The 26013-nt window shown below is 71.7% G+C and carries 26 protein-coding genes; 20 read left to right on the top strand and 6 right to left on the bottom strand.

Annotated elements, in window-relative coordinates; all coding sequences use genetic code 11:
• Positions 1–98: 98 nt before the first annotated feature.
• From ACSMTC_RS05535 to ACSMTC_RS05525, 3 genes are all read right to left on the bottom strand, one after another.
• Positions 99–614, bottom strand: coding sequence for a DinB family protein (locus ACSMTC_RS05535; RefSeq protein ID WP_436558516.1), 516 nt, complete (start codon positions 612–614; stop codon positions 99–101).
• A gap of 186 nt (positions 615–800) precedes the next feature.
• On the bottom strand, positions 801–1904 hold the full coding sequence (locus tag ACSMTC_RS05530) for an AI-2E family transporter (RefSeq protein ID WP_436558515.1): 1104 nt from the start codon (positions 1902–1904) through the stop codon (positions 801–803).
• Positions 1905–2147: 243 nt separating this feature from the next.
• Positions 2148–3014: a polysaccharide deacetylase family protein gene (locus tag ACSMTC_RS05525; protein ID WP_436558514.1), complete on the bottom strand. Its 867-nt coding sequence runs from the start codon at positions 3012–3014 to the stop codon at positions 2148–2150.
• 752 nt (positions 3015–3766) lie between these two features.
• Here ACSMTC_RS05525 and qcrB point away from each other — a divergent pair.
• Complete coding sequence (gene qcrB / locus ACSMTC_RS05520; protein ID WP_436558513.1) at positions 3767–5455, top strand: cytochrome bc1 complex cytochrome b subunit; 1689 nt, start codon at positions 3767–3769, stop codon at positions 5453–5455.
• A 98-nt stretch (positions 5456–5553) separates the two neighbouring features.
• Here qcrB and ACSMTC_RS05515 read toward each other — a convergent pair whose 3' ends face one another.
• On the bottom strand, positions 5554–6120 hold the full coding sequence (locus ACSMTC_RS05515; protein ID WP_436558512.1) for a ferritin-like domain-containing protein: 567 nt from the start codon (positions 6118–6120) through the stop codon (positions 5554–5556).
• A 220-nt stretch (positions 6121–6340) separates the two neighbouring features.
• Between ACSMTC_RS05515 and ACSMTC_RS05510 the strand changes: the two genes are divergently transcribed.
• A complete protein-coding gene (locus tag ACSMTC_RS05510) occupies positions 6341–6907 on the top strand; it encodes a type 1 glutamine amidotransferase domain-containing protein (protein WP_436558511.1) in 567 nt (188 codons plus the stop codon).
• A 50-nt stretch (positions 6908–6957) separates the two neighbouring features.
• Here the strand turns inward: ACSMTC_RS05510 and ACSMTC_RS05505 are convergent, their stop codons facing one another.
• The gene (locus ACSMTC_RS05505; protein ID WP_436558510.1) at positions 6958–7395 is read right to left on the bottom strand and encodes a MarR family winged helix-turn-helix transcriptional regulator; all 438 of its coding nucleotides are present in this window, start codon (positions 7393–7395) and stop codon (positions 6958–6960) included.
• A gap of 57 nt (positions 7396–7452) precedes the next feature.
• On the opposite strand from ACSMTC_RS05505, the gene ACSMTC_RS05500 reads away from it, so the two are divergent.
• Positions 7453–7857 (top strand): VOC family protein, encoded by a 405-nt coding sequence (locus ACSMTC_RS05500; RefSeq protein WP_436558509.1) that lies wholly within the window; start codon positions 7453–7455, stop codon positions 7855–7857.
• A 219-nt stretch (positions 7858–8076) separates the two neighbouring features.
• Positions 8077–8796 carry a 4'-phosphopantetheinyl transferase family protein gene (locus ACSMTC_RS05495; RefSeq protein WP_436558508.1) on the top strand — a complete coding sequence of 240 codons (720 nt, stop codon included), beginning with the start codon at positions 8077–8079 and terminating at the stop codon, positions 8794–8796.
• 123 nt (positions 8797–8919) lie between these two features.
• Here the strand turns inward: ACSMTC_RS05495 and ACSMTC_RS05490 are convergent, their stop codons facing one another.
• Positions 8920–10125: a PucR-like N-terminal domain-containing protein gene (locus ACSMTC_RS05490; protein ID WP_436558507.1), complete on the bottom strand. Its 1206-nt coding sequence runs from the start codon at positions 10123–10125 to the stop codon at positions 8920–8922.
• Positions 10126–10675: 550 nt separating this feature from the next.
• On the opposite strand from ACSMTC_RS05490, the gene ACSMTC_RS05485 reads away from it, so the two are divergent.
• From ACSMTC_RS05485 to ACSMTC_RS05410, 16 genes are all read left to right on the top strand, one after another.
• Entirely contained in the window at positions 10676–11302 is a 627-nt protein-coding gene (locus ACSMTC_RS05485; protein WP_436558506.1) for a hypothetical protein, read from the top strand.
• A 326-nt stretch (positions 11303–11628) separates the two neighbouring features.
• Complete coding sequence (locus tag ACSMTC_RS05480) at positions 11629–13194, top strand: DUF6801 domain-containing protein (RefSeq protein ID WP_436558505.1); 1566 nt, start codon at positions 11629–11631, stop codon at positions 13192–13194.
• A gap of 13 nt (positions 13195–13207) precedes the next feature.
• Entirely contained in the window at positions 13208–14170 is a 963-nt protein-coding gene (locus ACSMTC_RS05475) for an ABC transporter ATP-binding protein (RefSeq protein ID WP_436558504.1), read from the top strand.
• Positions 14167–14949, top strand: coding sequence for an MlaE family ABC transporter permease (locus ACSMTC_RS05470; RefSeq protein ID WP_436558503.1), 783 nt, complete (start codon positions 14167–14169; stop codon positions 14947–14949). Before ACSMTC_RS05475 ends, ACSMTC_RS05470 begins: the two co-directional genes overlap by 4 nt.
• Positions 14949–15791, top strand: a complete 843-nt coding sequence (locus ACSMTC_RS05465; protein WP_436558502.1) for an MlaE family ABC transporter permease — start codon at positions 14949–14951, stop codon at positions 15789–15791. Before ACSMTC_RS05470 ends, ACSMTC_RS05465 begins: the two co-directional genes overlap by 1 nt.
• On the top strand, positions 15788–17026 hold the full coding sequence (locus ACSMTC_RS05460) for an MCE family protein (protein ID WP_436558501.1): 1239 nt from the start codon (positions 15788–15790) through the stop codon (positions 17024–17026). Before ACSMTC_RS05465 ends, ACSMTC_RS05460 begins: the two co-directional genes overlap by 4 nt.
• Positions 17023–18054 (top strand): MCE family protein, encoded by a 1032-nt coding sequence (locus tag ACSMTC_RS05455; RefSeq protein ID WP_436558500.1) that lies wholly within the window; start codon positions 17023–17025, stop codon positions 18052–18054. Before ACSMTC_RS05460 ends, ACSMTC_RS05455 begins: the two co-directional genes overlap by 4 nt.
• Positions 18051–19082 (top strand): MCE family protein, encoded by a 1032-nt coding sequence (locus tag ACSMTC_RS05450; RefSeq protein ID WP_436558499.1) that lies wholly within the window; start codon positions 18051–18053, stop codon positions 19080–19082. The genes ACSMTC_RS05455 and ACSMTC_RS05450 overlap by 4 nt, the downstream gene beginning before the upstream one ends.
• Positions 19079–20089 (top strand): MCE family protein, encoded by a 1011-nt coding sequence (locus ACSMTC_RS05445; protein ID WP_436558498.1) that lies wholly within the window; start codon positions 19079–19081, stop codon positions 20087–20089. The genes ACSMTC_RS05450 and ACSMTC_RS05445 overlap by 4 nt, the downstream gene beginning before the upstream one ends.
• Positions 20086–21201 (top strand): MCE family protein, encoded by a 1116-nt coding sequence (locus ACSMTC_RS05440; protein ID WP_436558497.1) that lies wholly within the window; start codon positions 20086–20088, stop codon positions 21199–21201. Before ACSMTC_RS05445 ends, ACSMTC_RS05440 begins: the two co-directional genes overlap by 4 nt.
• A complete protein-coding gene (locus ACSMTC_RS05435) occupies positions 21201–22466 on the top strand; it encodes an MCE family protein (protein WP_436558496.1) in 1266 nt (421 codons plus the stop codon). Before ACSMTC_RS05440 ends, ACSMTC_RS05435 begins: the two co-directional genes overlap by 1 nt.
• Positions 22463–22975, top strand: coding sequence for a hypothetical protein (locus ACSMTC_RS05430; protein WP_436558495.1), 513 nt, complete (start codon positions 22463–22465; stop codon positions 22973–22975). The genes ACSMTC_RS05435 and ACSMTC_RS05430 overlap by 4 nt, the downstream gene beginning before the upstream one ends.
• A 19-nt stretch (positions 22976–22994) precedes the next feature.
• Positions 22995–23546, top strand: a complete 552-nt coding sequence (locus ACSMTC_RS05425) for a hypothetical protein (RefSeq protein WP_436558494.1) — start codon at positions 22995–22997, stop codon at positions 23544–23546.
• Positions 23547–23567: 21 nt separating this feature from the next.
• The gene (locus ACSMTC_RS05420) at positions 23568–24110 is read left to right on the top strand and encodes a nuclear transport factor 2 family protein (protein ID WP_436558493.1); all 543 of its coding nucleotides are present in this window, start codon (positions 23568–23570) and stop codon (positions 24108–24110) included.
• A 62-nt stretch (positions 24111–24172) separates the two neighbouring features.
• Positions 24173–24940, top strand: coding sequence for a hypothetical protein (locus ACSMTC_RS05415; RefSeq protein WP_436558492.1), 768 nt, complete (start codon positions 24173–24175; stop codon positions 24938–24940).
• 126 nt (positions 24941–25066) lie between these two features.
• On the top strand, positions 25067–25918 hold the full coding sequence (locus tag ACSMTC_RS05410) for an SDR family oxidoreductase (RefSeq protein ID WP_436558491.1): 852 nt from the start codon (positions 25067–25069) through the stop codon (positions 25916–25918).
• The last annotated feature ends 95 nt before the right edge of the window (positions 25919–26013 follow it).

Raw genomic sequence — 26013 nt, 5'->3', positions numbered from 1 at the left:
ACTCTCATGGTCGAGAGGATATGTCCGATCGGGCAGGGTGAACGGGGCCGGTCGGCGGAGAGCGATCCACGGTCGTCCCCCGTTCAACCGGCCTGCGGTCAGCCGCCGGTGACACCGTCGAGCCGCTCCCGCAGCAGATCGGCGTGCCCGAGGTGGCGGGCGTACTCGGTGATCATGTGAAAGTAGATCAGGCGGAGCGAGTGGACCTCGCCGTCGTGCGTACAGGTGTCGTCCAGGGACGCGCCCGCGACGGCGGCGTCCGCCAGGCGGCACTCCTCGACCAGCCGGGCGTAGTCCTCGGCGGCGTGGTCCGGGTCCGGCTCGGCGAAGTCGGCGGCCTTGGAGCCGGCGGTGTCGTACAGCCGCTCCACCCGCTCGCCGGCGAACCGCTCCCGGAACCAGATCCGTTCGACCTTGGCGAGATGACGCAGCAGGCCCAGCAGGGAGAGGTCCGACGGGGGGACGGTGCGGCCGGCGAGCTGCTCGCCGGTCAGGCCGGCGCACTTGTGCAGCAGGGTGCTGCGCTGCCAGGCGAGGAAGCCTTCGAGCATCTCGCGCTCACCGGCGACGAGAGAGCCGCCGGTGCGGGTCACTTCAGGAGCTGTCCAGGTCATCCGCTGATCATCCTGTTGTCCGGAGCCTCCCGCGACCGGATTTCGCGGACCGCCCGCCGCGGACCGACGGCCGTGGACCGACGGCCGGGGGCCGAAGGGGCGCGGGGAGACGCGTGCGCGACCTGCCGGCCGGTCGCGCGGTCGACCGGGCGGGGCCCACAGGTTCCGTCCGGCCGGTGACAGGAGTCAGCCGCGGTTGCGGAGTTCGCCGATCACCGCCCAGGCGACCGAGACCAGGGGAACCACCACCACAGCGCCGACCACACCCGCGAGCACCGCACCCGCGGTCACCGACAGTGCCACCGCGACCGGGTGGATCCGGACCGCCCAGCTCAGCACCAGCGGGTGCAGCAGATGCCCCTCGATCTGACCGATCACCACGATCAGGCCGAGCACGATCAGCGCGGTGACCGGTCCCCGGGTGGCCAGGGCCACCACCGAGGCGATCGCCATCGCGATCGGGGACCCGACCAGCGGGACCAGGGTGGCGAAGAACTCCAGCAGGGTCAGCGGCAGGGCCAGCGGCACCCGGAGCGCCCACAGCGCCAGCCCGACCAGGACCGCGTTGCTGGCCGCCACGATGACGATCCCCCGGGTGTAGCCGGCGAAGGTCCGCCAGGCCACCCGTCCGGCCCGGGCGCAGGTCGAGCGGCTGGCGGCGGGCAGCTGCCGCAGACACCAGCGCCACATCCGGTCGCCCGAATGGATGAAGAAGACCGAGAGGAACAGCGCGAGCGCGGCGACCGTGGCGGCCTCCACCAGCCGGCCGGCCCCGGTGACCGCCGTGCTGATCAGCGTGGACCGGTGGCTGGAGATGAAGTGGGTGATCTTTCCCTGCAGGCCGTTGACCGTCGCGGGGTCGATGTGGAACGGCGACCCCTCCAGCCAGCGCTCGATCCTCCCGATACCGCCGTGGAACTCCTGGGCCAGGTGTGCCGACTGGCTCGCCACCACCTCGCCGACCAGGGTGAACAGGCCGGCCAGCAGCAGCACGGCGCTCAGCAGCGTGACCAGGACCGCCAGTGGCCGGGGCATCACCCGGTCCAGCAGATCGGCCACCGGCCGCAGCACGGAGGCCACCACCAGGGCCAGGAAGATCGCGATGGCCGGCAGCTGCAGCCGCTCCAGCACGGTGAACGCGGCGTAGCCGGCCGCCGCGAGGACCAGCAGCCGCCATGCGTACCCGGCGGCCCGGCGCAGCCCGGGGGAGACGGCCCCTTCTCCATGGTCGTACGGGGTGGGGCGGGTGCGGCCGGGCCCGGCCCGCCGTCCCCCGCCGCCGCCGGGCACCGTGCGCGACCGTACGCGCCCTGCCGCGGCCTCCCGGCGGCGGTCCGGCGGCCGGCCGGGCGAGCCGCTGTCGTCCGGACTCATCGTGCGGGGCCGCGGGGCGGACGGCCGGCACCCGGGCCGTGCCCCGGCCCGGTCCGCGGTACGGCCCTGCCGAGCCCCTGCACCGCGGCACGGCGGCAGGCCGGGCACGGGCCGGTATGACGGATCGTCGGATCGGCGGCTCGGCTGGTCATCGGCAACTCACCTCACCACGTCGGAGAGCCGGACGAAGCGGTACCCGGAGTCCAGCAGTCGGGGTACGGCGGCCGCGACACCGGCCGCCGTACCGCCACCGGGGTGGTTCATGTGGCAGATGACGATCGACCCCGGCGGGGCGGCGGCGACCTCCTTGCGGACCTGGGCCGGGGAGTACGTGGCCCCGGCGTCGCCGTTGACGGTGAAACCGGCGATCCGTTCGCCCAGGTCGGCCACGATCCGCGCGGCGACGTCGTCGCAGTAGGCGGTGCCGGGCCGGAAGAAGCGGGGCGGGCGGCCGAGCAGCCCGGTGAGCTTGTCCCGGTTGCCCGCGACCTCGTCGAAGACCTCGCCGGCGTTCCGGGTGCCCGGGATGCCGTAGGCGGAGCGTCCGGAGACCGACAGCGGCCGGTGTCTGGTCCCGTGGTTGGCGATCTCGAACAGCGGGTCCGCGGCCAGCTCACGGAAGGCGGCGAGGTTCGCGTCGATCCAGCGCGAGTTGAGGAACAGGGTCGCGGGTACCGCGCGCCCCCGGAGGAACCCGATCAGCGCCTGGTCGTAGCCGCTGCCGCCGGGCCCGCCGCAGGCGTCGAAGGTCAGTGCCACCACGCGGTCGGTGGTCGGCAGCCGGCCGACCACACCGGGCGCCTCGAAGCCCCAGCTGGTCGGGGTGGCCGTGGCGTACCGCGCGACCACCTCGGCCCGGGTCACCGGCTCGGGCGGTCGGGACGCCCGGGTGCTCGGGCCGGGCACCGCGGCCCCGACCGGTGCTCCGGGGCTCGCCCTCGGGCCGGCGGTACGCGGCGCGGGGGCGCAGCCCGCCAGCACTCCGCAGGTCACGGCGGCGAGCAGCCGTCGGCGAGCAATGGGCATCCGGACCTCCCAGTCCCGAACCGGCCCCCGAACGAATCAGCCCCCCGATCCCGAATCTCCTCGATGGTGCCAGGGCCGGACGGCTGCCGGCCGGGACCCGCCGGGCCGCCGCTTGGACCGACCGGCACGCGACGCCGCGGGCCCTCTTGCCGGTCGGTCTTGGTCACGGGACCCAAGCTAGGCAGGTCCCACGGCATCCGCACCCGCGGCCGCACGGCATCCGCACCCGCTGCAAAAGGGGGCCGGCCCCACCGCGCGACGGTGTCCGCACCCGCGCCCGTACGGCGGCCTGCGGCGCGGACGGCACCGCCGAGCGGGTGGCGGCCCGGCCGGCCCGGGTAGGGGCCGGGGTGCCTCCAACGGCCTAACGACACGTCACCGTGGGCCGGATGGACGTGCAAGCCGGTCGGCCGCCCGGCAGCATGGTCCAGCGGTGCCGTGCCCGAAGCCGGTCCGGGAGGCCCGTCGCCGTGACGGACCGTCTCCGAGGTGGAGGCCCGGACCGCGTCGGTGGACGGGCGGGCAGCGCGGTCCACCACGAGAATGCGAAATCGAGGGCACCGCCGACGACCCCGAACCCGCCCCGTCCGGTGGTCGCCGGCCGCCTTCCACCACGATCCGGCCGCCGAGCCAGTCGGTTCACTCTCGTCGGCCTTGCGCACCTGACAGCCCAACACCGAGAGAGCCCCGATGATCCCTCCGCCAGTCCCGTGCCTCGTTCCCCGAACCCCGGCCGCTCGGGGGTGCAGCGGATGAGCGCCGACACCGATCCCCCGACGAGCGCGCGTACGACGGCCGGCGCTCGTTCACCCGCGAGTACGGGTGCGGACACGCCGGGTTCGAGGGCGCGTCCCGCCAACAAGGCGGAGGCGGTCGCCGACTGGACCGACGGCCGGCTCGGCATCTACTCCCTCGCCAAGTCCAATCTGCGCAAGATCTTTCCGGACCACTGGTCCTTCATGCTGGGCGAGATCGCGCTCTACACCTTCGTCATCATCATCCTGACGGGCGTATGGCTGACGCTGTTCTTCGTCCCGAGCATGGGCGAGACGGTCTACCACGGAAAGTACGCGCCGCTGAACGGCATCCGGGTGTCGGAGGCGTACTCCTCCACGCTGGACATCAGCTTCGACATCCGCGGCGGCCTGCTGATCCGTCAGATCCACCACTGGGCGGCGATCCTCTTCGTCGCGTCGATGTACGTCCACATGCTGCGGATCTTCTTCACCGGGGCGTTCCGCAAGCCGCGCGAGCTCAACTGGCTGATCGGTGCGGGGCTGCTGATCCTCGGGATGTTCGACGGCTTCATGGGCTACTCGCTGCCCGACGACCTGCTCTCCGGTACCGGTCTGCGGTTCATGGAGGGCGCGATCCTGGCGGTGCCGATCGTCGGCACGTACCTGATGTTCTTCATCTACGGCAACCAGTTCCCGGGGACCGCGATCATCCCCCGGCTGTTCACCGTCCACGTGCTGCTGATCCCCGGCATCATGCTGGGGCTGCTGGTGGCCCATCTGATCCTGGTCTTCTACCACAAGCACACCCAGTGGGCGGGCCCGGGCAGGACCGAGAAGAACGTGGTCGGCATGCCGCTGATGCCGGTCTACATGGCCAAGGCCGGCGGGTTCTTCTTCCTGGTGTTCGGCATCGTCGCGGCGATCTCCGCGATCGCCACGGTCAACCCCATCTGGCGGTACGGGCCGTACCGGCCCGACCAGGTGTCGACCGACGCCCAGCCCGACTGGTACATGGGCTACTCCGAGGGGCTGATCCGGCTGATGCCGGGGTGGGAGATCAGGGCCTGGGGGCACACGCTGAACCTCGGGGTGTTCATCCCGCTGGTGGTCTTCCCACTGGTGCTGCTGTCCATCTGGCTGTACCCGTTCTTCGAGAGCTGGGTGATCGGCGACAAGCGCGAGCACCACCTCCTGGACAAGCCGCGCAACGCACCGGTGCGGACCGCGTTCGGCGCCGCCTGGATGGGCCTGTACGTGGTGCTGCTGGTCGGTGGTGGCAACGACCTGTTCGCCACGCACTTCCACATGTCGCTGAACGCGATCTCCTGGGCCTGCCGGATCGGCTTCTTCGTGGTTCCGGTGGTGCTCTTCTACATCACCAAGCGCTGGTGCCTCGGCCTGCAGCGCCGGGACCGGGAGAAGGTCCTGCACGGCCGGGAGAGCGGCATCATCGTCCGGAAGCCGCACGGTGAGTTCATCGAGGTGCACCAGCCGCTGACGCCCGAGCAGAAGTACACGTACACCGCGCACGAGCAGTACGCCCCGATCGAGCTGCCCCCCGAGGTGGACGAGAACGGGGTCGCCCTCAAGGTGAGCCGGATGACCCGGCTGCGGGCCAGGCTGTCGAAGTACTACTTCGGCGGCTACAGCCAGATCTCCAAGCCGACCGCGGAGGAGCATCGCGAGCTCACCGGACACCACTGAGCGCTGCGCCGGTGTGAGGGCCTGCCGTGCCCGGCGGGCCCTCACCCGTTTCACCCGGGCCCTGGATCACCCGGGCCCTGGATCACCCGGGCCCTGGGTCACTCGGGGCTGGTGCGGGGCGCGGGGGCGGCCGGGGAGCCGAGCAGGGCGGTGAGCTCGGCGGCGGTCCGCCGCTCGTCGGCGAGGACGGACTCGATCAGCCGTCGGCTGAGGGGGTCGTGGTCGCCGAGCCAGTCGGCGACCTGCCGGTAGGTGGCGACGGCGATCCGGGAGGCCAGCAGGTTCTGCTCCAGTATCGCCCGCAGCTCGGTGTCGTCGGCGGTGGAGTAGTCGGTCCTGGAGCGCTGGGCGAGGGTCGCCGGGTCGAAGTCGGGCCGGCCGCCGAGCCGGACGATCCGGTCGGCCAGTGCGACCGCGTGCCGCATCCTCCGGTCGGCCTGGGTCTTGAACGACTCGCCGGCGGGGGTGGGGGTGGAACGGTGCGCCAGGATCGCCTGCCGGGTGCAGCGGAGCCAGCCGACCACCTCCGCGGCCACCACGTTGTTGAGGACGCAGATCACCCGCTCGATGTCCGGCCCGTAGGCGCTCCGCACGGGTCCGGCGTCGATGGTCCGTTGGGCCTCTCGGCGGATCCGGTCCACGTCCAGGGCCAGGCTGTGGGTCATGGGCGTCCTTCCTCTGGCGGTCGGGTGCTGGGAGGTGCGTCGCGCGGCCGGTCCGGCGGTGGCCGCCGAGGTCACGGCAGAAGGTATGTCCGGGAGAAAGCCTTCGAAACCGGACGGCGGCCCGCAGGCGCTGGCGCTGCCGGCCGCGCGCGTCCGTGCGCACGCTTGATACAGACGCCCCTCGGCAGGCAGAGGGGGCAGGAGAGGAGTGTGGGTCGCCATGGTCACGCTGCAGGGGCTCACCGTGGCCTTCCTGGTCGCCCGGCAGGGGGCGGAGCAGCTTGAGCTGACCGGTCCGTGGCAGGCCGTCCTGGAGGCCGGCGGCACACCGAGGCTCATCTCGACCCGGCCGGGGCGGATCCAGGCGTTCAGGCACCTCGACAAGGCCGACACCTTCGCGGTGGACGCCGTCGTCGGGGAGGTCGGCGCGGAGGCCTACGCCGGACTGGTACTGCCGGGCGGTGTCGCCAACCCGGACTTCCTGCGCCTGGACCCCGCGGCGGTCGGCCTGGTGCGGGACTTCTTCACCCGGGGGAAGCCGGTCGCGGCGATCTGCCATGCCCCGTGGCTGCTGGTGGAGGCGGACGTGGTCCGGGGCCGCACCCTCACCTCCTGGCCGAGCCTGCGGACCGACCTGGTCAACGCGGGGGCCACCTGGGTCGACGAGGAGGTGCGGATCTGCGCCGACGGCCCGAACACCCTGATCACCAGCCGCAGGCCGGCCGACCTGCCGGTCTTCGAGGACGCGCTGGTGACGGAGTTCGCCCGGCAGCGCCGCGGTCGTTGACGGGATCCGCCGGTGTCCGAGGACGCGCCGGTGACGGAACCTCGCCGGGGTCAGCGGGCCCGGTAGAGGCGGGTCAGCAGGGCGTGCAGCTGCGTACGCTCCTGCTCGGTGAGCGGGGCCAGGACGGCGTCCTGAACCGCGGTGGCCTCGGCGGTGAGGGAGGCCAGCGCGGTGTGCCCGGCCGGGGTGAGCGTGACACGGACGCGCCGGCGGTCGGCCTGGTCGCGGTTGCGCTCGACCTGTCCGGCGGCGGCCAGTTCGTCGATGACCTTGACCATGTCGCTCGGGTCGATGCCCAGCCGGGCGGCCAGGTCGCGCTGCGCGTGCGGGCCGAAGTCGGCGAGGGCGGCGAGTACCGCCATGTGCCACAGGCGCATGTCGCGGTCGGCCAGGCGCTCGGCGAGACGGGTGCGGGCGGACTTGCCGACCTTGGAGAGCAGGTAGGTGGTCAGCGCGGTCAGGGTCGGCGGGGTCTCGTGGTCGCTCATGACCATATTGTAGGTTGAAGCCAATGATGGGTCTTCACCTACTAGTTTGGAGACGGGATGGACGCCCTCCACGCACGCCTGCTGGTGAACCGCTTCGCGGACTGCTTCCGCTTCTACGACGCCGTGCTGCCGCCGCTGACCGGTGCGCGGCGGACGGGCGGCTCTGAGCAGGGCCCGTACGCGAGTTGGGATGTCGGGGAGGAGGGTGTGCTGAGCATCTTCGACCGGGGTGCGATGGCGGCGGTCGTCGGTACCGCCGGACTGCCCGCCGAGGCGGCGGCCCAGGATCGGACGATGCTGGTCAGCCGCGTCGCCGACGTGGACGCCGGGTTCGAACTCTGCCTGCGGCACGGCGGGCTGGCGGCGGCCGCGCCGGCCGACCGGCCCGAGTGGGGTCCCGCCATGCGGACCGCGCACCTGCGCGATCCGGACGGAAACCTGATCGAACTCCAGTCGTACTGAGCGGATTTGCCGTGCCGGCGGCCCCCTGATGGTCGGGGGCGGGTGGCGGTGGTGTGTCGAGCGGGTTCTGCCGAGGTGGCCACTAATGCGCCGACGGGTGACCGGGAATTAGTGGCCGAAGGATTGAGGCGGGGCCGGATTGATCCGTGCCTCCACTGCCTCATAGGTTGTCCCTTGATCCCTTGGTGGGAAGCAGAGCGGACAGGGAGAGGCATCGGGATGCAGAACGGCACGGATCCGGACCGCAGGGAAGGCGGCCCGCTGGCCGTGGTCGCAGCCAGCGCGGAGGTGCTGCGGCACCCCCGGGCGGACGAGCGTCTGCTCACCGACGGCGAACGCGAACGGGCGGCGCGCTTCAGGCAGGAGGCCACCCGCCAGGACTTCGTGGCCGCGCACCTCCTGGTGCGGCTGTGCGCCGCACGGCTGATCGGCACCACCGTCGCCAGTGTGACGCTGGCCCAGACCTGCCCCGGGTGCGGGAGGACCGACCACGGCAAGCCGTATCTGCCGGACCACCCCGGGGTGCACGTCAGCCTTTCGCACACCAAGGGCGTGATCGCGGCGGCCGCCGGATATCAGGCGGTCGGTGTGGACGTGGAGCGGGCGGAGCGCACCGGGACCCACCCCGATGTACTGGAACGGGTGCTCACCGAAGGCGAGTTGCGGCGGGTCGAGAAGCACGCGGACCCGCAGCGGGCGTTCCTGCGGCAGTGGGTGCGCAAGGAGGCGCTGATCAAGATCGGGCGGATCACCCTGGACAGCATGGGTACGGTCGACCTCTCCGATCTGCCGCTCGCGGCCGCCGACGGCGAGCCGCTGCGCAGCCGCTTCGAGGATCTGCACCTGCTCGACTGGGACGACGAGAGGCACCAGGCCACGGCGGCCGTGGTGAGCCCCAAGGAGCCCCGGATGGTCGACCTGGCGGACCTCGCCGGCTGAGGAAGCCGGACCGGGCGGGGCGCGCCGTCCGCGTGGAAGCGTGACGAGCGTGGGTAACTAGCCTCCGGGTCAGCGGACCTGACGGTTGGTCACCAATGGACCCTGCCTTGGCGGGTCGGACCGTCAGGCCGTCCCGCCGTTGTGGAGGTGGAGGGCTCGGAGGGCGACCTCGGTGGCGAAGCGGTCGTCCGGGTCGGCGAGTTGGTCGCCGAAGGCGCGGTCGATCAGGCGCATGCGGTAGCGGACGGTCTGCGGATGGACGCCGAGGATCTCGGCCACCTGGCCGGCGGTGCCCCGGGTGGTGAGCCAGGTGCGCAGGGTGTCGATCAGACGGGTGCGCTGCGTGGGGGTGAGCCCGGCGAGCGGGCTGAGGTACTTCTTCGCCAACTGGCGGACCAGGCCGGCGTCACCCAGCAGCCAGAGCGGCAGCAGATGGTCCTCGCCGCGGGCGAGCGGCTGGGGCGGGATGACACCGGTCTCGGCCAGTACGAGGGTCTGGCGGGCCCAGCGCAGTGAGTCGGCGGCGTCGCTGAGCGGGGTGGTCAGCCCGACCGCCGCGCGGCAGCCGGCCAGGGCCGCGGTCAGCGAGGCGTGGCGCGCCTGGTCCAGCGGGCCGGGGACCAGCAGGTGCGGTTCGGGGTCGGCGAGATCGACCAGGATGTCCCGGTCGAGCGCCGCGCGGGCGGGTTTGGCACCCGGGCTGAGGGCGACCATGGTCACGTCCTCGGGTAAGGGCCAGGCCGCGTGCTCGGCCAGTTCGGCGAGCGCGCTGCGGGCCACCGAGGAGCCGGTGAGGATCCGGCGCAGCAGCCGGCGCCGCCGGTTGTCCGGCTCCTCGCCGAGTTCGGCCATCGCCTGCAGGTAGCCCTCGCGGGAGAGTTCGGCGATGTCGCCCATGTAGGCGAAGAGCGCGTCGGCGAAGGCCATCAGTACGGTGGCGGAGAGGTTGTAGCGTCTGCCGACGCTGCGTACCCGGCGCAGCGCGACCTGGCAGCCGATCCGGTAGGCGTCCTGGAGCATGTCCAGGCTGCGCCCCTCGTAGGCCTCGTAGCGGCCGAAGCGGCGGCATATCTCGTCGCGCAGCGAGGTGGTGGCGGTGGGGGCGGCGATCTGGTCGACGAAGGTGGCGATGTTCTGCTCGATGCCGACCCGGATCACCTTGCCGCTCGGGCCTTCGAGGAGTTCCGCGTACTCCGGGATGGCGGCGACGATCTCCGAGGACATCTCCGTGAGCAGGCTGGGGAGTTCGGGGCGCATGATCGCGGCCAGCTCGCGCGGCACCGCTCCCAGCGGCTCGGTGAGCCGAGAGGTCTGCCGCACTCCGGCCATGGATGTCCCCCTGACTGTCTCGGGTCCACGTGCGGGGCGCCGGCCGGTCCGGGGTGGGGAGCGCGGACCTGATCGGGCGCGTGCCGGCGACGTGGGGTGGTTCGTTGAAACATAGACCACAAAGGCTCGGAAGCGCAGTACCCGTGACGCGGAAAGCTGGCGCCCGAGGGGAGTCGGACGTTAGCGTGCCGGCGGTTCGCATCCGGATGACGGGTACTCACTTGCGGACAACGGCGCTCCGGTTCTTTGTTGCCGCGGAGACAAGAAAATACCGGTCGGTAAGAACTGGCCGAGAATCTACGCCGGGACTGTTGCAGGTCGGGATACCCGTGCGTAGCGTCCGGATCAGTGAACGCGGCCGGCGGATTCGCCACCGCGTTCCCGGAAGAACGGGCCGTGGGTCGCTGCCGGAATCCACCGGATAAACCACGGACGGTGTTCCGGAGGGAATCCGGTGCCGGGATCACCGGGGCAGGAGCGCGCATCCACTCGGGCGCGCCGGCCCGCGGCCGTCGGCTCAAACATGTCAACCCCGAGAAAGGATCGGCCCGTGCACAAGATCGGTAAGACCACCCTGGCGGCTGCGGGAGCGCTCGTCGCGGTGGTCGGGTTCTCGGCGGGCCCGGCCGCGGCGGCCGGGACGTGGAGCTCCTCCCCCGGCGGGGCGTGGACGGCGACGGCGAGCTCGCCGCTGCTGACCGACAACTACACCGGCACTCAGCTGAACTGTTCCTCCTCCAGTGCCGCCGGCACGCTGCAGAGCGGCTCGGGCCTCTCCGGTACCGGGATATCCTCCATCACCTCGGTCTCCTGGAAGGGATGCACCGGCCCGATCGGCATCACCTTCAGCGTGAGCGCGCAGGGCCTGCCGTGGTCCCTGAACGCCGCCAGCTACAACGCCTCGACCGGCGTCACCACCGGCACGATCACCGGTGTGCTGGCCCACATCAGCGGTGCCGGCTGCACCGCGGACTTCGGCGGAGCGGCGGGCGCCGGCACCCCGGCGACCCTCACCGCCACCTACACCAACTCCACCAACACGCTGTCCATCAACGGCGGAGATCTGACCGCCTACAACGTCTCCGGCAGCTGCCTCGGCCTGCTGAACACCGGCGACTCGGCCACCTACCAGGCGGACTACGTCCTCAACTCGGCGCAGACCATCAGCTCGCCGTGACCGAAGCCGAAGGCCCGGGCATGCGACCCGCCGCGGGCTGAGACTTCACCCGCAGGACCCTGTGGTCCGGATCTCCGGGCCGCGGGGTCCTGTCGGAATGCTCACCGGAGGACAGTCCTCCGCAGCGCATTTGTCATCGGTTGACAAAGAAACAGCGGGCTCGGCGATCCGCCGCACATTCCGGTGTGAGATCACTTGCCGCCGCTTGTTACCCGGACGTAGTGTCCGGCCTCCCGAACGAATGCGCTCCCGATTCCTTATCCCCGGCCGTGCGGTGCGGCGATTTCCCGCTCCGGTACGTCGAACCTGTCCGAGGAGTACGGCAAATGAGGCATCCAGCCGGCCGGCACCGCGCCGTGCGGCCCGTGGTGGTCGCAGCGGCCCTGCTGGCGACGGGACTTGTGCTGGCGCAGGTCGCGGCGGGGGAGCAGGACGCGCAGGTGTCCGCCGCTTACAGCTGCGCACTGCCCTCGGGGGCGCAGCAGGTGACGGTCGGGTTCAGCCAGGCGTACCCGGCGACCGCATTCGGCCAACAGCAGCTCCAGCCGGGGAAGTTGACCGTCACGGTGAGCCTTCCCCGGGCGGCGGTGACGGGGATGCTGCCCGCCGGGGCGGCTGAGGTTTCGGCCGCCGGAGTGCTCACCGCGCAGATCACACAGGGGAGTTCGGTCCGGGAGGTGCCCTGGGGCGAGCTGACGGCGGCCGGGGTTCCGGTGTCCGGTGAGGGGCCGCTGGTGCTCACCCTGACCGGCGCGGTGCCGTCGGTGACGGCGGGGGAGGGTACGGGATCGGTCGGATTCGCCGCAGGCGCCCTCCAGTTGAGGCTGCTGGCCGACGGCGCCGCCGGGGAGGGGGCTTCGGTCGGCTGCACGCCTTCGCCGGGTGCGCCGGCCGTGCTCGGAACGGTACCGGTCGACCCGGCCGCGCCGTCGGCGAGCGGGTCGGGCGTCCCGAGCCCGGGTCTGAGCCCGGATCCGGGCCCGAGTTCGAGTCCGAGCCCGGGGGTGACGCCGACCCCGGCCCCGACGCAGTCTCCGGCCGGCGGAGCCCGCCGGGAGCCGCTGGCTTCGAAGGAGGACTGCCTGCCGGTGCCGTCGGAGCCGCTGGACGCGGACTTCCTCCCCCCGCTGCCCGATCCCGTCCACGACATCGTGATCCCCAAGCCGGGCATGCCGCCGATGCCCGACAACGCGGCCTGCGGCTATGCCGTCGGGTACGCCAACATCACCAAGCTCGGGCAGGCCTCGATCGTCAACGACCCCTCGGCCTCCCCGGCCATGGTCCGGGTCAACGCGAGCCGCCGGATGGCCTTCCAGAACCGGAACGACTACCCGCACTACATGGAGGTCGACTCGGTCGGCACCCTGCAACTCCCGCCCGCCCAGGCGACGTTCCTGACCTACGGCTTCATGCCGACCACCGCCAGGCTGGAGTTCACACCACGCGGTCCGCTGACCATCGTGGCGGTCGGGAACGCGTTCTGGAACGAGGCGATCAACTTCACCATCTACGGCTACCAGTCGCTGCGGATCTCGGACGTGAAGATCAACGGGACGCCGCTGGACGTGGGGCCGGACTGCACCACGACCGAACCGGTCAAGCTGACCCTGCGCGGCCGCCAGGACAGCTTCCTGCCCGGCGGCGGTGACGGCAAGCCCGACTACTCCCTCCAGGGCGGCGGTCCGCTCGCCCAGAAGGACCTGTACATCCCGCCGTTCACCGGCTGCGGCACCCATGGCGACGATCTCGACCCGCTCTTCACGGCCGCGGTCTCGGGGCCCGACAACTCGCTCAACCTGGAACAGGGACCGCTCTGCTTCCCGCTGACCGATGATCCCGCGAACCCCAAATGCGCGCCGGTCGTGATGCCGTCGCTGCCCCATCACCGGTGACCAGGGAGGTGCCATGGGAATCGAAGTCGTCGTCGAGGGCCTGACGAAGTCCTTCGGCGGACAGACCGTCTGGCAGGACGTGACGCTCACCCTGCCGCCCGGTGAGGTCAGTGTGATGCTCGGCCCCTCGGGCACCGGCAAGACCGTGTTCCTGAAATCGGTGATCGGCCTGCTCAAACCCGAGCGGGGCCGGGTGCTGGTGAACGGCGTGGACATGGTGCGCAGCCCGGAACGGGACATCTACGAGGCACGCAAGCTGTTCGGGCTGATGTTCCAGGACGGTGCGCTGTTCGGGTCGATGAGCCTCTTCGACAACGTCGCCTTCCCGCTGCGGGAGCACACCCGCAAGAAGGAGTCCGAGATCCGCCGGATCGTGATGGAGCGGATGGAGATGGTCGGTCTCGTCGGCGCGGAGGGCAAACTGCCCGGGGAGATCTCCGGCGGTATGCGCAAACGCGCCGGTCTGGCCCGGGCGTTGGTGCTCGACCCGCAGATCATCCTGTGCGACGAGCCGGACTCGGGTCTCGACCCGGTCCGCACCTCCTATCTGTCGCAGCTGCTGATCGACCTGAACGCGCAGACCGACGCCACCATGCTGATCGTCACCCACAACCTGGACATCGCCGCGACCGTGCCCGACAACCTGGGCATGCTGTTCCGGCGCAACCTGGTCACCTTCGGGCCCAGGGAGGTGCTGCTGACCAGTGAGGAGCCGGTGGTGCGGCAGTTCCTCAGCGGACGCCGGGCCGGGCCGATCGGCATGTCGGAGGAGAAGGACCAGGCGACCCTGGAACTGGAGCAGCTCAGTGGCGAGCACCGGGTCGAAGTCCGGCCGCTGGCAGCCCAGTTGCAGCCGTCGCCCGGGCTTCCCGAGCGCCGTGCCGTGCGGCAGCGGCGTGAGCGGGTGCTGGCGATGTGGGACCAGCTCACTCCGGCCGCCCGCCGCGCGGTCCAGGCGCAGGGGGAGCCGGTATGAGCACCCCGGGCATCCCGCTGACGGGGGCGCTGCGCGAGAGCGGCCGGCTGTTCGCGCTCTGCGCCACCACCGTCCGGGACACCTTCCGCCGCCCGTTCCAGGTGCGCGAGCTGATCGAGCAGTTCTGGTTCGTCGCGAGTGTCACCATCCTTCCCGCCGCGCTGGTCTCGATCCCGTTCGGTGCCGTGATCGCCCTGCAGGTCGGTTCGCTGGCCCAGCAGTTGGGCGCCCAGTCGTTCACCGGCGGCGCCAGCGTACTGGCGGTGATCCAGCAGGCCAGTCCGCTGATCGTGGCGCTGCTGATCGCGGGCGCGGGCGGCTCGGCGATCTGCGCCGACCTCGGCTCCCGGAAGATCCGCGAGGAGCTGGACGCGATGGAGGTGATGGGCGTCTCCCCGGTGCAGCGGCTGGTCGTACCGAGGGTGCTGGCGACCATGCTGGTCGCCGTCCTGCTGAACGGCCTGGTCTCGGTGGTCGGCACGCTCGGCGGCTACTTCTTCAACGTCATCCTGCAGCACGGCACCCCGGGCGCCTACCTGTCCAGCTTCTCCGCCCTCGCCCAGCTGCCCGACCTGTACGTCAGCGAGTTCAAGGCGCTGGTCTTCGGGTTCATCGCGGGCGTGGTCGCCGCCTACCGCGGCCTCAACCCCAGGGGCGGGCCGAAGGGCGTCGGGGACGCGGTCAACCAGTCGGTCGTGATCACCTTCCTGCTGCTCTTCCTGGTGAACACCGTCATCACCGCCGTCTACCTGCAGCTCGTCCCGCAGAAGGGGGCCTGATGAGCCTGCTCGACCGTGCGAAGGCGCCGGCTGCGGCGCGCCGGCCACTGGCCTGGCTGGACGAGACCGGTGACCACCTGCTCTTCCACCTCGCCGCGCTGCTGTGGATCCCGCGCACCCTGCGCCGCTACCTGCGGGAGGTGCAGCGCCTGCTCGCCGAGGTGGCGTTCGGCAGCGGCGGTCTCGGGGTGATCGGCGGCACCGTGGGCGTGATGATCGGGATGACCGCCGCCACCGGCACCGTGGTCGGCCTCCAGGGCTACGCGGCGATGAACCAGCTCGGCACCACCGCCTTCACCGGATTCATCTCCGCGTACTTCAACACCCGCGAGATCGCCCCGCTGGTCGCCGGACTCGCGCTCTCCGCCACCGTCGGCGCCGGCTTCACCGCCCAGCTCGGCGCGATGCGGATCAACGAGGAGGTGGACGCCCTGGAGGGCATGGGCATCCGCAGCCTGCCGTACCTGGTCAGCACCAGGATCATCGCCGGCGTGGTCGCCATCGTCCCGCTGTACGGGGTCGGACTGCTCAGCTCGTACGTCGCCTCGCGGTTCGTCACCGTCTTCGTCAACGGCCAGTCGAAGGGCACCTACGACCACTACTTCAACCTCTTCCTCTCCCCGTCCGACGTGCTGCTGTCCACCCTCAAGGTGCTGATCTTCAGCGTGATCGTGATCCTGGCGCACTGCTACTACGGCTACCACGCCAAGGGCGGGCCCGCCGGGGTGGGCATCGCGGTCGGACGGTCGGTGCGGAACGCGATCGTGATCATCAGCATCACGGACTTCCTGCTCAGCCTGGCCATCTGGGGCGCCACCACCACCGTGCGGGTGGCCGGATGAGCGCCGAGCGCAAGGGCGTGGTGCGCCGCAGGACGGCGGGGGTGGCGTTCCTGCTGGCGCCCGTACTGCTGGCCTGGCTGGCCGTCGCCGTCTACGACAAGGACTTCACCGACAGCGACACCGTCGTGGTGGAGGCCGGCAGCACCGGCAACGAGATGCACCTGGGCGCCGACGTGAAACTGCGCGGCGTGGTGGTCGGGCAGGTCCGGAAGATCAGCACGGACGGCGACGGAGCACGGCTCACCCTGGCCATCGACCCCGCCAGGATGAAGCAGATCCCCGCCGGCGTCAGCGCCCAGCTGCTGCCCACCACCCTGTTCGGTGAACGCTTCGTCGCCCTGGTCCCGAACGGCGGCGCCGGCGGCACCCTGGCGGCGGGCACCACGATCGGGCAGGACCGCTCCTCCAGCGCCGTCGAGCTCCAGCAGGTCCTCGACCACCTGCTGCCGGTGCTCACCGCCGTCCAGCCGCAGAAACTCGCCGCCACGCTGAACGCCATCTCCACCGCACTCGACGGGCGGGGAGCCGAACTGGGAAGCACACTCGTCCAGTTGGACTCCTACCTGAAGAAGCTCAACCCCGAACTGCCCGCGCTCACCGACGACGTCCAGCAGCTGGTCAAGGTCAGCCGGGTCTACGGCGACGCCGCACCCGACATCGTCCAGGCGCTCACCGACCTCACCCGCACCAGCGGCACCATCGCCGAGCAGCAGGCCCAGCTCGACACCCTGTACGGCCAGGCCACCGGCGCCGCCCAGGAGCTGACCTCCTTCCTGCAGCGCAACAAGGACAACCTGATCCACCTCTCCGCCGACAGCAAGGGCACCCTGCAGCTGCTGGCGAAGTACGCGCCGTCCTTCCCGTGCACCCTGCAGACCCTCGCCGACTTCGTCCCCGTCATGGACAAGGCCCTCGGCAAGGGCACCGACCAGCCGGGACTGCACATCGACGTCAGCACCGTCGCCGCGCGCGGCGCCTACCAGGCCGGCCAGGACACCCCCACGTACCAGGCCGGCGGCGGACCGCACTGCTACGCCCTCCCGTACACCGGGCGCACCGTCGCCCCCACCCAGGCGGCCGACCACAGCCTCGGACTGCCCAACTCCCCGCAGGAGAACCAGCTGGTGAACGAACTCCTGGCCCCCGGGATGAACACACGGGCGCAGGACCTGCCCGACTGGAGCAGCCTGCTGCTCGGACCGGTCCTGCGCGGGGCGGAGGTGACCCTAAGGTGAAGCGCCGCAGCCTGGCCGGACCGCTCGCCAAATCACTGGCCTTCGTCCTGGTCACCGCCCTCTCCACCACCGTGCTCGCCCTCGGCATCGCCAACACCGCGATCGGCGACACCGTCGGCTACGACGCCAGGTTCACCGACACCACCGGACTCCTCGCCGGCGACAGCATCCGCATCGCCGGAGTCAAGGTCGGCCAGGTGGACAGCGTCAGAGTGGTCGACCGCCGCATCGCCCAGGTGCACTTCTCGGTCCGCCGCGACCGGCCGCTGCCCGCTTCGGTCACCGCCTCGGTCAAGTACCTCAACCTGGTCGGCCAGCGCTACATCGACCTCGAACAGGGCGCCGGACCGCTCGGCCGGACGCTGAAGCCAGGTGCCACCATCCCGCTGGCGCGGACCACCCCGGCACTCGACCTCACCCAGCTGTTCAACGGCTTCCAGCCGCTGTTCCAGGGCCTGTCGCCGAACGAGGTCAACCAGCTGGCCGGAGAGATCATCCAGGTGCTCCAGGGCGAGGGCGGCACCGTGCAGAGCCTGCTGCACAGCGTCGGCGAGCTGACCGGCACCCTGGCAGACAAGGACCAGGTGATCGGACAGGTCATCGACAACCTCAACTCCGTGCTGCGGACCGTCAACTCGCACGAGTCGGGGCTGACCGACCTGGTGACCACCCTGCAGCAACTGGTCACCGGCTTCAGCGCCGACCGCCGGCCGATCGGCCAGTCCATCAGCGCCATCGCCCAGCTCACCACCAGCACCGCGGACCTCCTCCAGGACGGCCGCGCACCGCTCAAGGACTCCATCGCCCAGCTCGGCGCCCTCTCCGGCAACCTCGCCGACGGCACACCGCAGCTGGAGGCCTTCCTCAAGAACACCCCCGAGAAGCTGCGCACCGTCGGCCGGATCGCCTCCTACGGCTCCTGGCTCAACCTCTACCTCTGCGAGGCCGAGGTCTCCGGGGTGACCACCTCGGACGGCAGTACCCCGCCCACCGGCATCGCCATCACCGAGGCGAGGTGCCGAGGATGAGGAGCCCGCTGTTCACCCCGCTGCGCCACCGCAACCCCGTCACCGTCGGAGCGGCCGGCCTGCTGCTGATCGCCCTCCTCGGCGCCGGCGTCACCTACGCCGACGACCTGCCGCTGATCGGCGGCGGCACCGGCTACAGCGCCGACTTCACCGAGGCCGCCGGGCTGCGCCCGGGCAACGAGGTACGGATCGCCGGAGTCAAGGTCGGCAAGGTCACCGGCGTCGCCCTGGACGGCGCCAAGGTCAAGGTCAGCTTCCGGGTGGAGGACGCCTGGATCGGCGACGCCAGCACCGCCGCGATCGGCATCAAGACCCTGCTGGGCGACAAGTACCTGGCCGTGGACCCGCTCGGCAGCGGCAGGCAGAACCCCGCCACCCCGATCCCGGTCAGCCGCACCACCTCGCCCTACGACGTCAACAAGGCCTTCGACGGCCTGGGCCAGACCCTCGGCGCCCTGGACACCAAGCAGCTCGCACAGAGCTTCCAGGCCATCGCCGACACCTTCAAGGACACCCCGGCCTCGGTGCGCAGCGCCGCCGACGGACTCTCCGCGCTCTCCGAAACCATCGCGAGCCGGGACAGCCGGCTCGCCGAACTGCTCTCCGGCAGCCGGAAACTGACCACCACACTGGCCGACCAGAACGGCCGCTTCGAGAAACTCCTCGCCGACGGGGACCAGCTGCTCGGCGAACTCCAGCGCCGCCGCGACGCCATCCACCAACTCCTGCTCGGCACCCAGTCGCTGAGCACCCAGCTGAGCGGACTGGTCGCCGACAACGAGCGGCAGCTGGCACCCACCCTGGACGCGCTGGACCGGGTCACCACCGTGCTGCTCGCCAACCGGACCAGCCTCGACCAGGCGCTCGCCCTGGTCGGCCCGTACTACCGGCTGGTCGGCAACACGGTCGGCAACGGCCACTGGTTCGACAGCTACCTCTGCGGCGTCGTCCCCAGGAACTACCTGCCCGCCGGATCCCAGCCCGCCACCGGCTGCATGCCGCCCAAGCCGCAAGGGGGCAGTCAGTGATCACCGTACGGCAACGCCTCGCCGTCTCCGCCTTCGCGGCCGTGCTCGTCGTCGGTGCGGTGACCCTCGCCCTGCCCGGCGGCGACGGCAAGCACCTCACCGCGTACTTCGACCACACCGTCGGCGTCTACGCCGGATCGGACCTGCGGATCCTCGGAGTGAAGGTCGGCACGGTGGACGCCGTCCAGCCGCAGGGCACGAAGGTCAGGGTCAGCATGACGCTGGACGGGGGCGTACCCGTGCCCGCCGACGCCCACGCACTGGTGGTCGCGCCCAGCGTGGTCGCCGACCGCTACATCCAGCTCAGCCCCCCCTGGACCAGCGGACCGCAGATCGCCGACCACGCCGAGATCCCGGTCGACCGCACCGGCAGCCCGGTCGAGATCGACCAGCTCTACCAGAGCATCACCAGCCTCTCCGACGCCCTCGGCCCCACCGGCGCCAACGCCGACGGCGCGCTGTCGCGGCTGCTCGACGTCGGCGCACAGAACCTCGACGGGAACGGACAGGCGATAGGGCAGGCCATCAGCCGGCTCGGCGAGGCCACCCGGACCCTGTCCGACCACCGCGACGACCTGTTCGCCATGCTCAGCGAACTCCAGTCCTTCACCACCATGCTGAAGAACAACGACGACAAGGTCCGCTCCGCCACCGAGCAACTCGCCACCGTCACCGGCTTCCTGGCCGACGACAAGCAGAACCTCGGTGCCGCGCTGCAACAACTCGCCACCGCACTGGGCCAGGTGAAGACCTTCATCCAGGACAACCGCGGCCGGCTGAAGGAGAGCGTGGACAGGCTCGCACCGATCACCCAGACCCTGGTCGACCAACGCGCCTCCCTCGCCGAACTCCTGGACACCGCACCGCTGGCCGCCGACAACGTGATGAACGCCTTCGACGCGGCACACGGCACCCTCGACGGCCGGGCCGACCTCAACGAGCTCAGCATGGGGCCGCCGCTGCCGTTCCCGGCCACCGGGACCACTACGCAGGAGGCGGGCCGATGAGACCGGCAGTCGCCACCGCCGCCGCGCTCGTCCTGGGCGCGGCCCTCACCGGCTGCTCCACCGGCTTCAGCGCCGGCATCCAGGACCTGCCGCTGCCGGGCGGAGCAGGCCTCGGCAGCCACCCGTACGAGGTCAAGGCGCACTTCGCCGACGTCCTCAGTCTGGTGCCGCAGGCCTCGGTCAAGGTCAACGACGTCGCGGTCGGCCGGGTCACCGGCATCGCACTCTCCCCCGACGACTGGAGCGCCGTGGTCACCATGCGGATCAACGGCTCGGTCCGGCTGCCCGCCGACGCCTACGCCCAGCTGGAGCAGTCCAGCCTGCTGGGGGAGAAGTACATCCAGCTCTCCGCCCCACCGAGCGGCCAGGCCGCCCAGGGGCGGTTGGCGAACGGAGCGGTGATCCCGCTGGAGCGGACCAACCGCAACGCCGAGGTGGAGGAGGTCTTCGGGGCGCTGTCGATGCTCCTCAACGGCGGCGGAGTCCAGCAACTCCACACCATCAACGTTGAGTTGAACAAGGCGCTGACCGGCAACGAACCCCAGCTGCGCTCGATGCTCGGCCAACTCGACACCCTCACCCGCACCCTGGACGCCCACCGCAAGGACATCACCGACGCCCTCGACGGCATCGACCGGCTCTCCGCCACCCTGGCCGGCCGCGACCAGCAGATCGGCACCGTGCTCACCGGCCTGAGCCCCGGCCTCAAGGTGCTGGAGCAGCAGCGCGGTTCGCTGGTCACCATGCTCCGCTCGCTGGACACCCTCTCCGGTGTCGCCGTCGACACCGTCAACCGCGGCAAGGACGACATGGTGGCCGACCTCAAGGCGCTCGCGCCGACCCTGCAACGGCTCGCCGACGCCGGAAAGGCGCTGCCCGACTCACTGCAGGTACTGGCCACCTACCCGTTCACCGACGAGGTGCTGCGCGGCGTCAAGGGCGACTACCTCAACGTCTACCTCTCGATGACCGCCCCGCCCGGGACGCAGATCATCCCCGCCCTCGACCCCGACGACAACGCCGACCCGCCCGCGGCCGGCAAGGCGGCCCTGCTGCCCATGCCGCTGCCCCCGCTCGCCCCGGGCAGCACACCCGTCGGAAAGGGCCAGTGATGCTCACCCTCGCCACCCGGCTGAAGAACCTGGCCTTCCTGCTCGTCGCGCTACTGGTACTGGGCTTCATCGCCGTCCGCTACGCCGACCTCGGGGGCTATGTCGGCCTGCGCGGCTACTACTCCGTCAAGGTCGAACTGGCCCAGACCGGCGGCCTGTTCGAGCACGCCAACGTCACCTACCGGGGTGTCTCGGTCGGCCGGGTCGGGCCGATCCGGCTCACCGCCGACGGCGTCGAGGCCGAACTGCGCATCTCCGACTCCGCGCCGCGCATCCCCGACCGGCTCCAGGCGGTGGTGGCCGACCTCTCCGCCGTCGGCGAGCAGTACCTCGACCTGCGGCCGAGCACCGACGGCGGGCCCTACCTGAAGGAGGGCTCGGTCGTGGCACGGCGGGACACCAGCACCCCCGCTCCCGTCACCAACCTGCTGACCAGCGTGGACGCCCTCACCACCTCGGTCCCGCAGCAGGCGCTGCGCACGGTGGTCGACGAACTCGGCCGGACCTTCGCCGGGCAGGGGACCAACCTCCAGGCACTGCTCGACAACAGCAGCAGCTTCCTGGCTGCCGCCGACCGGGCGCTGCCCGGCAACACCACCCTGATCAACGACGGCCGGACCGTGCTTACCACCCAGGCCGACGAGGCCGACGCGATCCGCTCCTTCGCCGACGGGGCCAGCCAGCTCGCCGCCCAGCTCGGCAGGTCCGACACCGACCTGCGCCGCATCATCGCCGAGGCGCCGCTCGCCGCCGGACAGGTCACCGCCCTGGTCAAGGACCTCGACCCGAGCCTCAGCGTGGTGCTCGCCAACCTGCTCACCACCTCCGACCTCGCCGTCACCCGGCAGCACGGCATCGAGGAACTCCTGGTCCGGCTGCCGCAGGTGGCCGCCGCCGGGGCGACCGCCGTCGACGACCAGGGCGCCCATGTCGGCATGGCGCTGACCTTCTTCGCCCCGCTGCCCTGCACCGCCGGGTACGAGGGCACCACCTACCGCAACGGCCTCGACACCGGCACCGCTCCGGCCTTCAACACCGCGGCCCGCTGCGCCAGTCCACCCGACAGCGGGATCGACGTCCGGGGCTCCGCGAACGCCCCGCGCGGCGGCGTGCCGACACCGGCGAAGCCCGGTACGGCCGGGCCGTCCGCGGCCCTGCCCGGCGCCCTGGCCCTGCCCGGGCTGCCGGGCGGGGCGCCGAACGGACTCGCCGGACTGCTCGGACTGGAGGCCGGAGTGCCCGGACCGAAGGACGGCGCCCGATGAGCCGGCGCATCCGGTGGGCGGCCGTGATCGCCGCCGTACTGTTCTGCGCCGCCGCCGGCTGGTGGTACGCGCAGAGCACACAGGACCCCCGGCTCCTGGCGGCCGAGGCCAGGGACGCCGCACTGGCCGACGGCCGCACCGAGCTGGCCCGGCTGAACAGCATCGACGCCGGGGACTCGGCCGCCGGACTGCGGCAGTGGCTGGACGCCACCACCGGAGCGCTGCACGACCAGCTGCGCAGCGGCAGCGGCACCGACTCCGCCGCCGTGGCCAAGGCCGGCACCTCGGCCCGGGGCACCGTCACGGACGCCGCTCTCACCGAACTCGACACCCGCGCCGGGACGGCGCGCCTGATCGCCACGGTGCAGGTCGAGCTGACTCCTCCGGCGGGTGGCACGGCGACCGGTACCACCGGTACCCAGCGCAAGCGCTTCGAGGCGGGCCTCGCCCGCACCCGTGACGGCTGGAAGGTCACCTCGCTCACCGCCGTGCCCATCGGCGCGAGCTGACCCAGGGAGGACGCGGCAGATGACCACCGAAGTACTGCTCCCCGAGCCCCTGGCGGACGGCGAGGAACCGCCGAAACGCAGGCACCACCGGCTGGTCTGGGTGGTGGTCGGCGCCCTGCTGCTGGGCGGAACGGGCTTCCTCTACGAGGGGTTCAGGGTCCGGCACACCCCGGCGGCCGCCAACCGGGCGGTCACCGACCCGGCCGCCACCGACGCCGTGGCCAGCGCGGTGAGCAGCGCGCTCGCCAAGGTCTTCTCCTACACCACCGGGGACGTGGACGCCACGGCACAGGCGGCCCGGACACTGCTGGACGGCGCGGCCGCCACCCAGTACCAGCAGCTGTTCGCACAGGTGCGGCAGCGCGCACCCGAGCAGCAGCTGATCCTCAGCACCCGGGTGGTACGGGTCGGAGTGGAGCAACTCTCCGGCGACCAGGCGCAGTTGCTGGTGTTCCTGGACCAGACCGCACAGCGGAAGGAGCGGCAGGCCACCGTGGTGGCCGCCGAACTGGCGGTGACGGCCCGGCTCAGGGACGGCCACTGGCGGATCACCGATCTCAAGTCCCGTTGACTCCGGCAGGGGAGACGAATGATGGCAGTACGCAGGCCGGGAGCGCCGAGGAGTCCGCTCTCGCTGGTGGCCGCCGCGCTGGCCGCGCTGGCGGCGGTCCTGGCCGCCTGGTCCGGGTGGTCCTGGTACGCGGCGGCGCACGACGAGAGTGCCGCCTACGCGCTCGACCGGGACCGGGTGCTCGCGGTGGGCGAGCAGGCGGTCCAGAACATGAACACCCTCGACCACGCCGACCTCGCCCACGGTCTGGACATCTGGGAGAGCTCGACCACCGGTGATCTGCACAGCCAACTGGTGCAAGGGCGGGCCGAGTTCACCAAGCAGGTGCAGCAGGCGCAGACGGTGACCACCGCCAAGGTGCTCTCCGGTGCGGTGACCGAGCTGGACGACCGGGCGGGGAGGGCGAGTGTGATGGTGGCGCTGCGGATCACCGTCGCGGCACCGAAGAACACCCCGGCCACCAAGGAGGCCAGGATGCTCGCCGAGCTCACCCGCACCGGCGACGGCTGGAAGCTCAGCGCCCTCGGCCAGGCGCCGATGGGCGGCAGCTCTGCTGACCAGTAGTGCCCGACCGGCGGCTCCGGTGTGCGCCGCCCGCCGCCGTATGTGAGAGGAACCCAGCGCAGATGTCCACCACCCGCCATCTGATCAACCGTCAGCGTCGTCTCGCCGCCGCCGCGACGGTGTCCGCACGCCCCGCCCGCAGTCCCGCGCCGCCCGGGCGCCGTGCCGTCGCCGAGCCGGTGGCGGCCGGCCGGCCGCCGGCCGAGGCGGAGCCCGAGGTCCTGCCCGGGGCGGAGGCCGAGTCCGGGGCGGAGGCCGAGTCCGGGGTGCGGGGCAGGGCGGCGGCGCGCGGCATCCGGTTGCGCTGGCCGGTGGTGTTCGCCGGCCTCACCCTGGTGCTGGGCTCCTTCGCCGCCTGGTCGGCCGCCCGTGCGGCCGGTCTGCGCGACGGCTCGGCGGCCGGGAACACGGCGCTGGCCGACGCGGCCGGGACCAGCGAGGTCAAGGGCACCGTGTCGCAGGCGGTCGACACCCTGTTCTCGTACGACTACGCCGACACGGCGCGCACCGACGACGCGGCCAAGCGGCTGCTGACCGGCCAGGCCGTGCAGCAGTACGCGAGCATGCTCGCCGAGGTCCGCAGACAGGGACCGCAGCAGAAGCTCGTGCTGACCACGACCGTCACCAACGCGGGCGTGTCGATGATCGACGGCGACCGGGCCCGCCTGCTGATCTATGCGGACCAGCGCAACACCGGCACCGCCGACCCGGCCAAGTCCGGTTCCGGCAACGGCGCCGACACCGCCTACTCGCCCGCGATGTTCGCGGTGGACGCGGTCCACCAGAACGGCACCTGGAAGATCTCCGGCATCGACACCTTCGGCCGCTGACCGGCCAGGCCGGCCCTCCGGTAGGGGGAGTCAGGGGGATGGAACCGGCCCGCACCGTGACGTACCCTGCGAGCGGCCCGGCGCGGCCGGGTCCCACTCACAGGATCCAGGGACAGGGAGGTCCGTGTGGCAGCGGTACTCGTCACCGGTTGCAGCAGCGGCATCGGTCTGGAGACGGCGCTCGCGTTCGCCAGGCGCGGGGACCGCGCCTACGCCTCGATGCGCAACCTCGCCAAGGCGGACCGGCTCCGCGAGCGGGCCCGGGCGGAGGGGCTCGACATCGAGGTACTGGCCCTGGACGTCACCGACGACGCCTCGGTCGCGGCGGCGGTGCGCACCGTCGAGGAGCGGCACGGGGCGATCGACGTCCTGGTGAACAACGCCGGCATCGGCTACGCCGGGGCGGTCGAGGCCACACCCATCGAGCAGGCCAGGGCGGTCATGGAGACCAACTTCTGGGGGCCGCTGCGCACCATCCGCGCGGCTCTCCCCGCCATGCGGGCCCGTGGCGCCGGGGTCGTCGTCAACGTCAGCTCACTGGCGGGCCGGATCTGGGCGGTGCCCTACGGCGGGTTCTACGCGGCCAGCAAGACCGGGCTCGGATCCATCAGCGAAGCCCTCGCCGGCGAGGTGGCGCGGTTCGGGATCCGGGTGGTCTCCATCGAGCCGGGCAGCTTCGCCACCGAGGTCCACGCCAACTCGGCCGTGAGGCCGGCGCCCGCCGACGACCCGTACGCGGCGGACGAGGCCTGGATGGCCCGGTTCCTGGACCGGATCGGCGAAGGCGGCGGCGAGCCGGGCGTGGTCGCGGAGGCCATCGTCGACGCCGTCGAGAACCCCGGTACGCCGCTGCACGCGCTGGTGGGCGAGGACACCCGGGCCGCGATCGACGCCGCCGAGCGGGCGGGCGGCTTCGAGAACTGGCTCCCGGAGTTCGTCAAGGTCGCCGAGAGCGTGGCCGGACCCCGGCCCGAGTAAGACCGACCGGCAATAGGGAGCGTGGATCAAGGAGCGGGGCGAGAGCCGAGTCTGGGCGTGCATCGTGAGGAGAGCGCAGCGGCGCTGCGCGCGAC

It is taken from the genome of Kitasatospora sp. HPM-01-4, from assembly GCF_051374625.1.
Classification (GTDB): Bacteria; Actinomycetota; Actinomycetes; order Streptomycetales; family Streptomycetaceae; genus Kitasatospora.
This window is presented reverse-complemented; position numbering and strand designations above follow the sequence as displayed.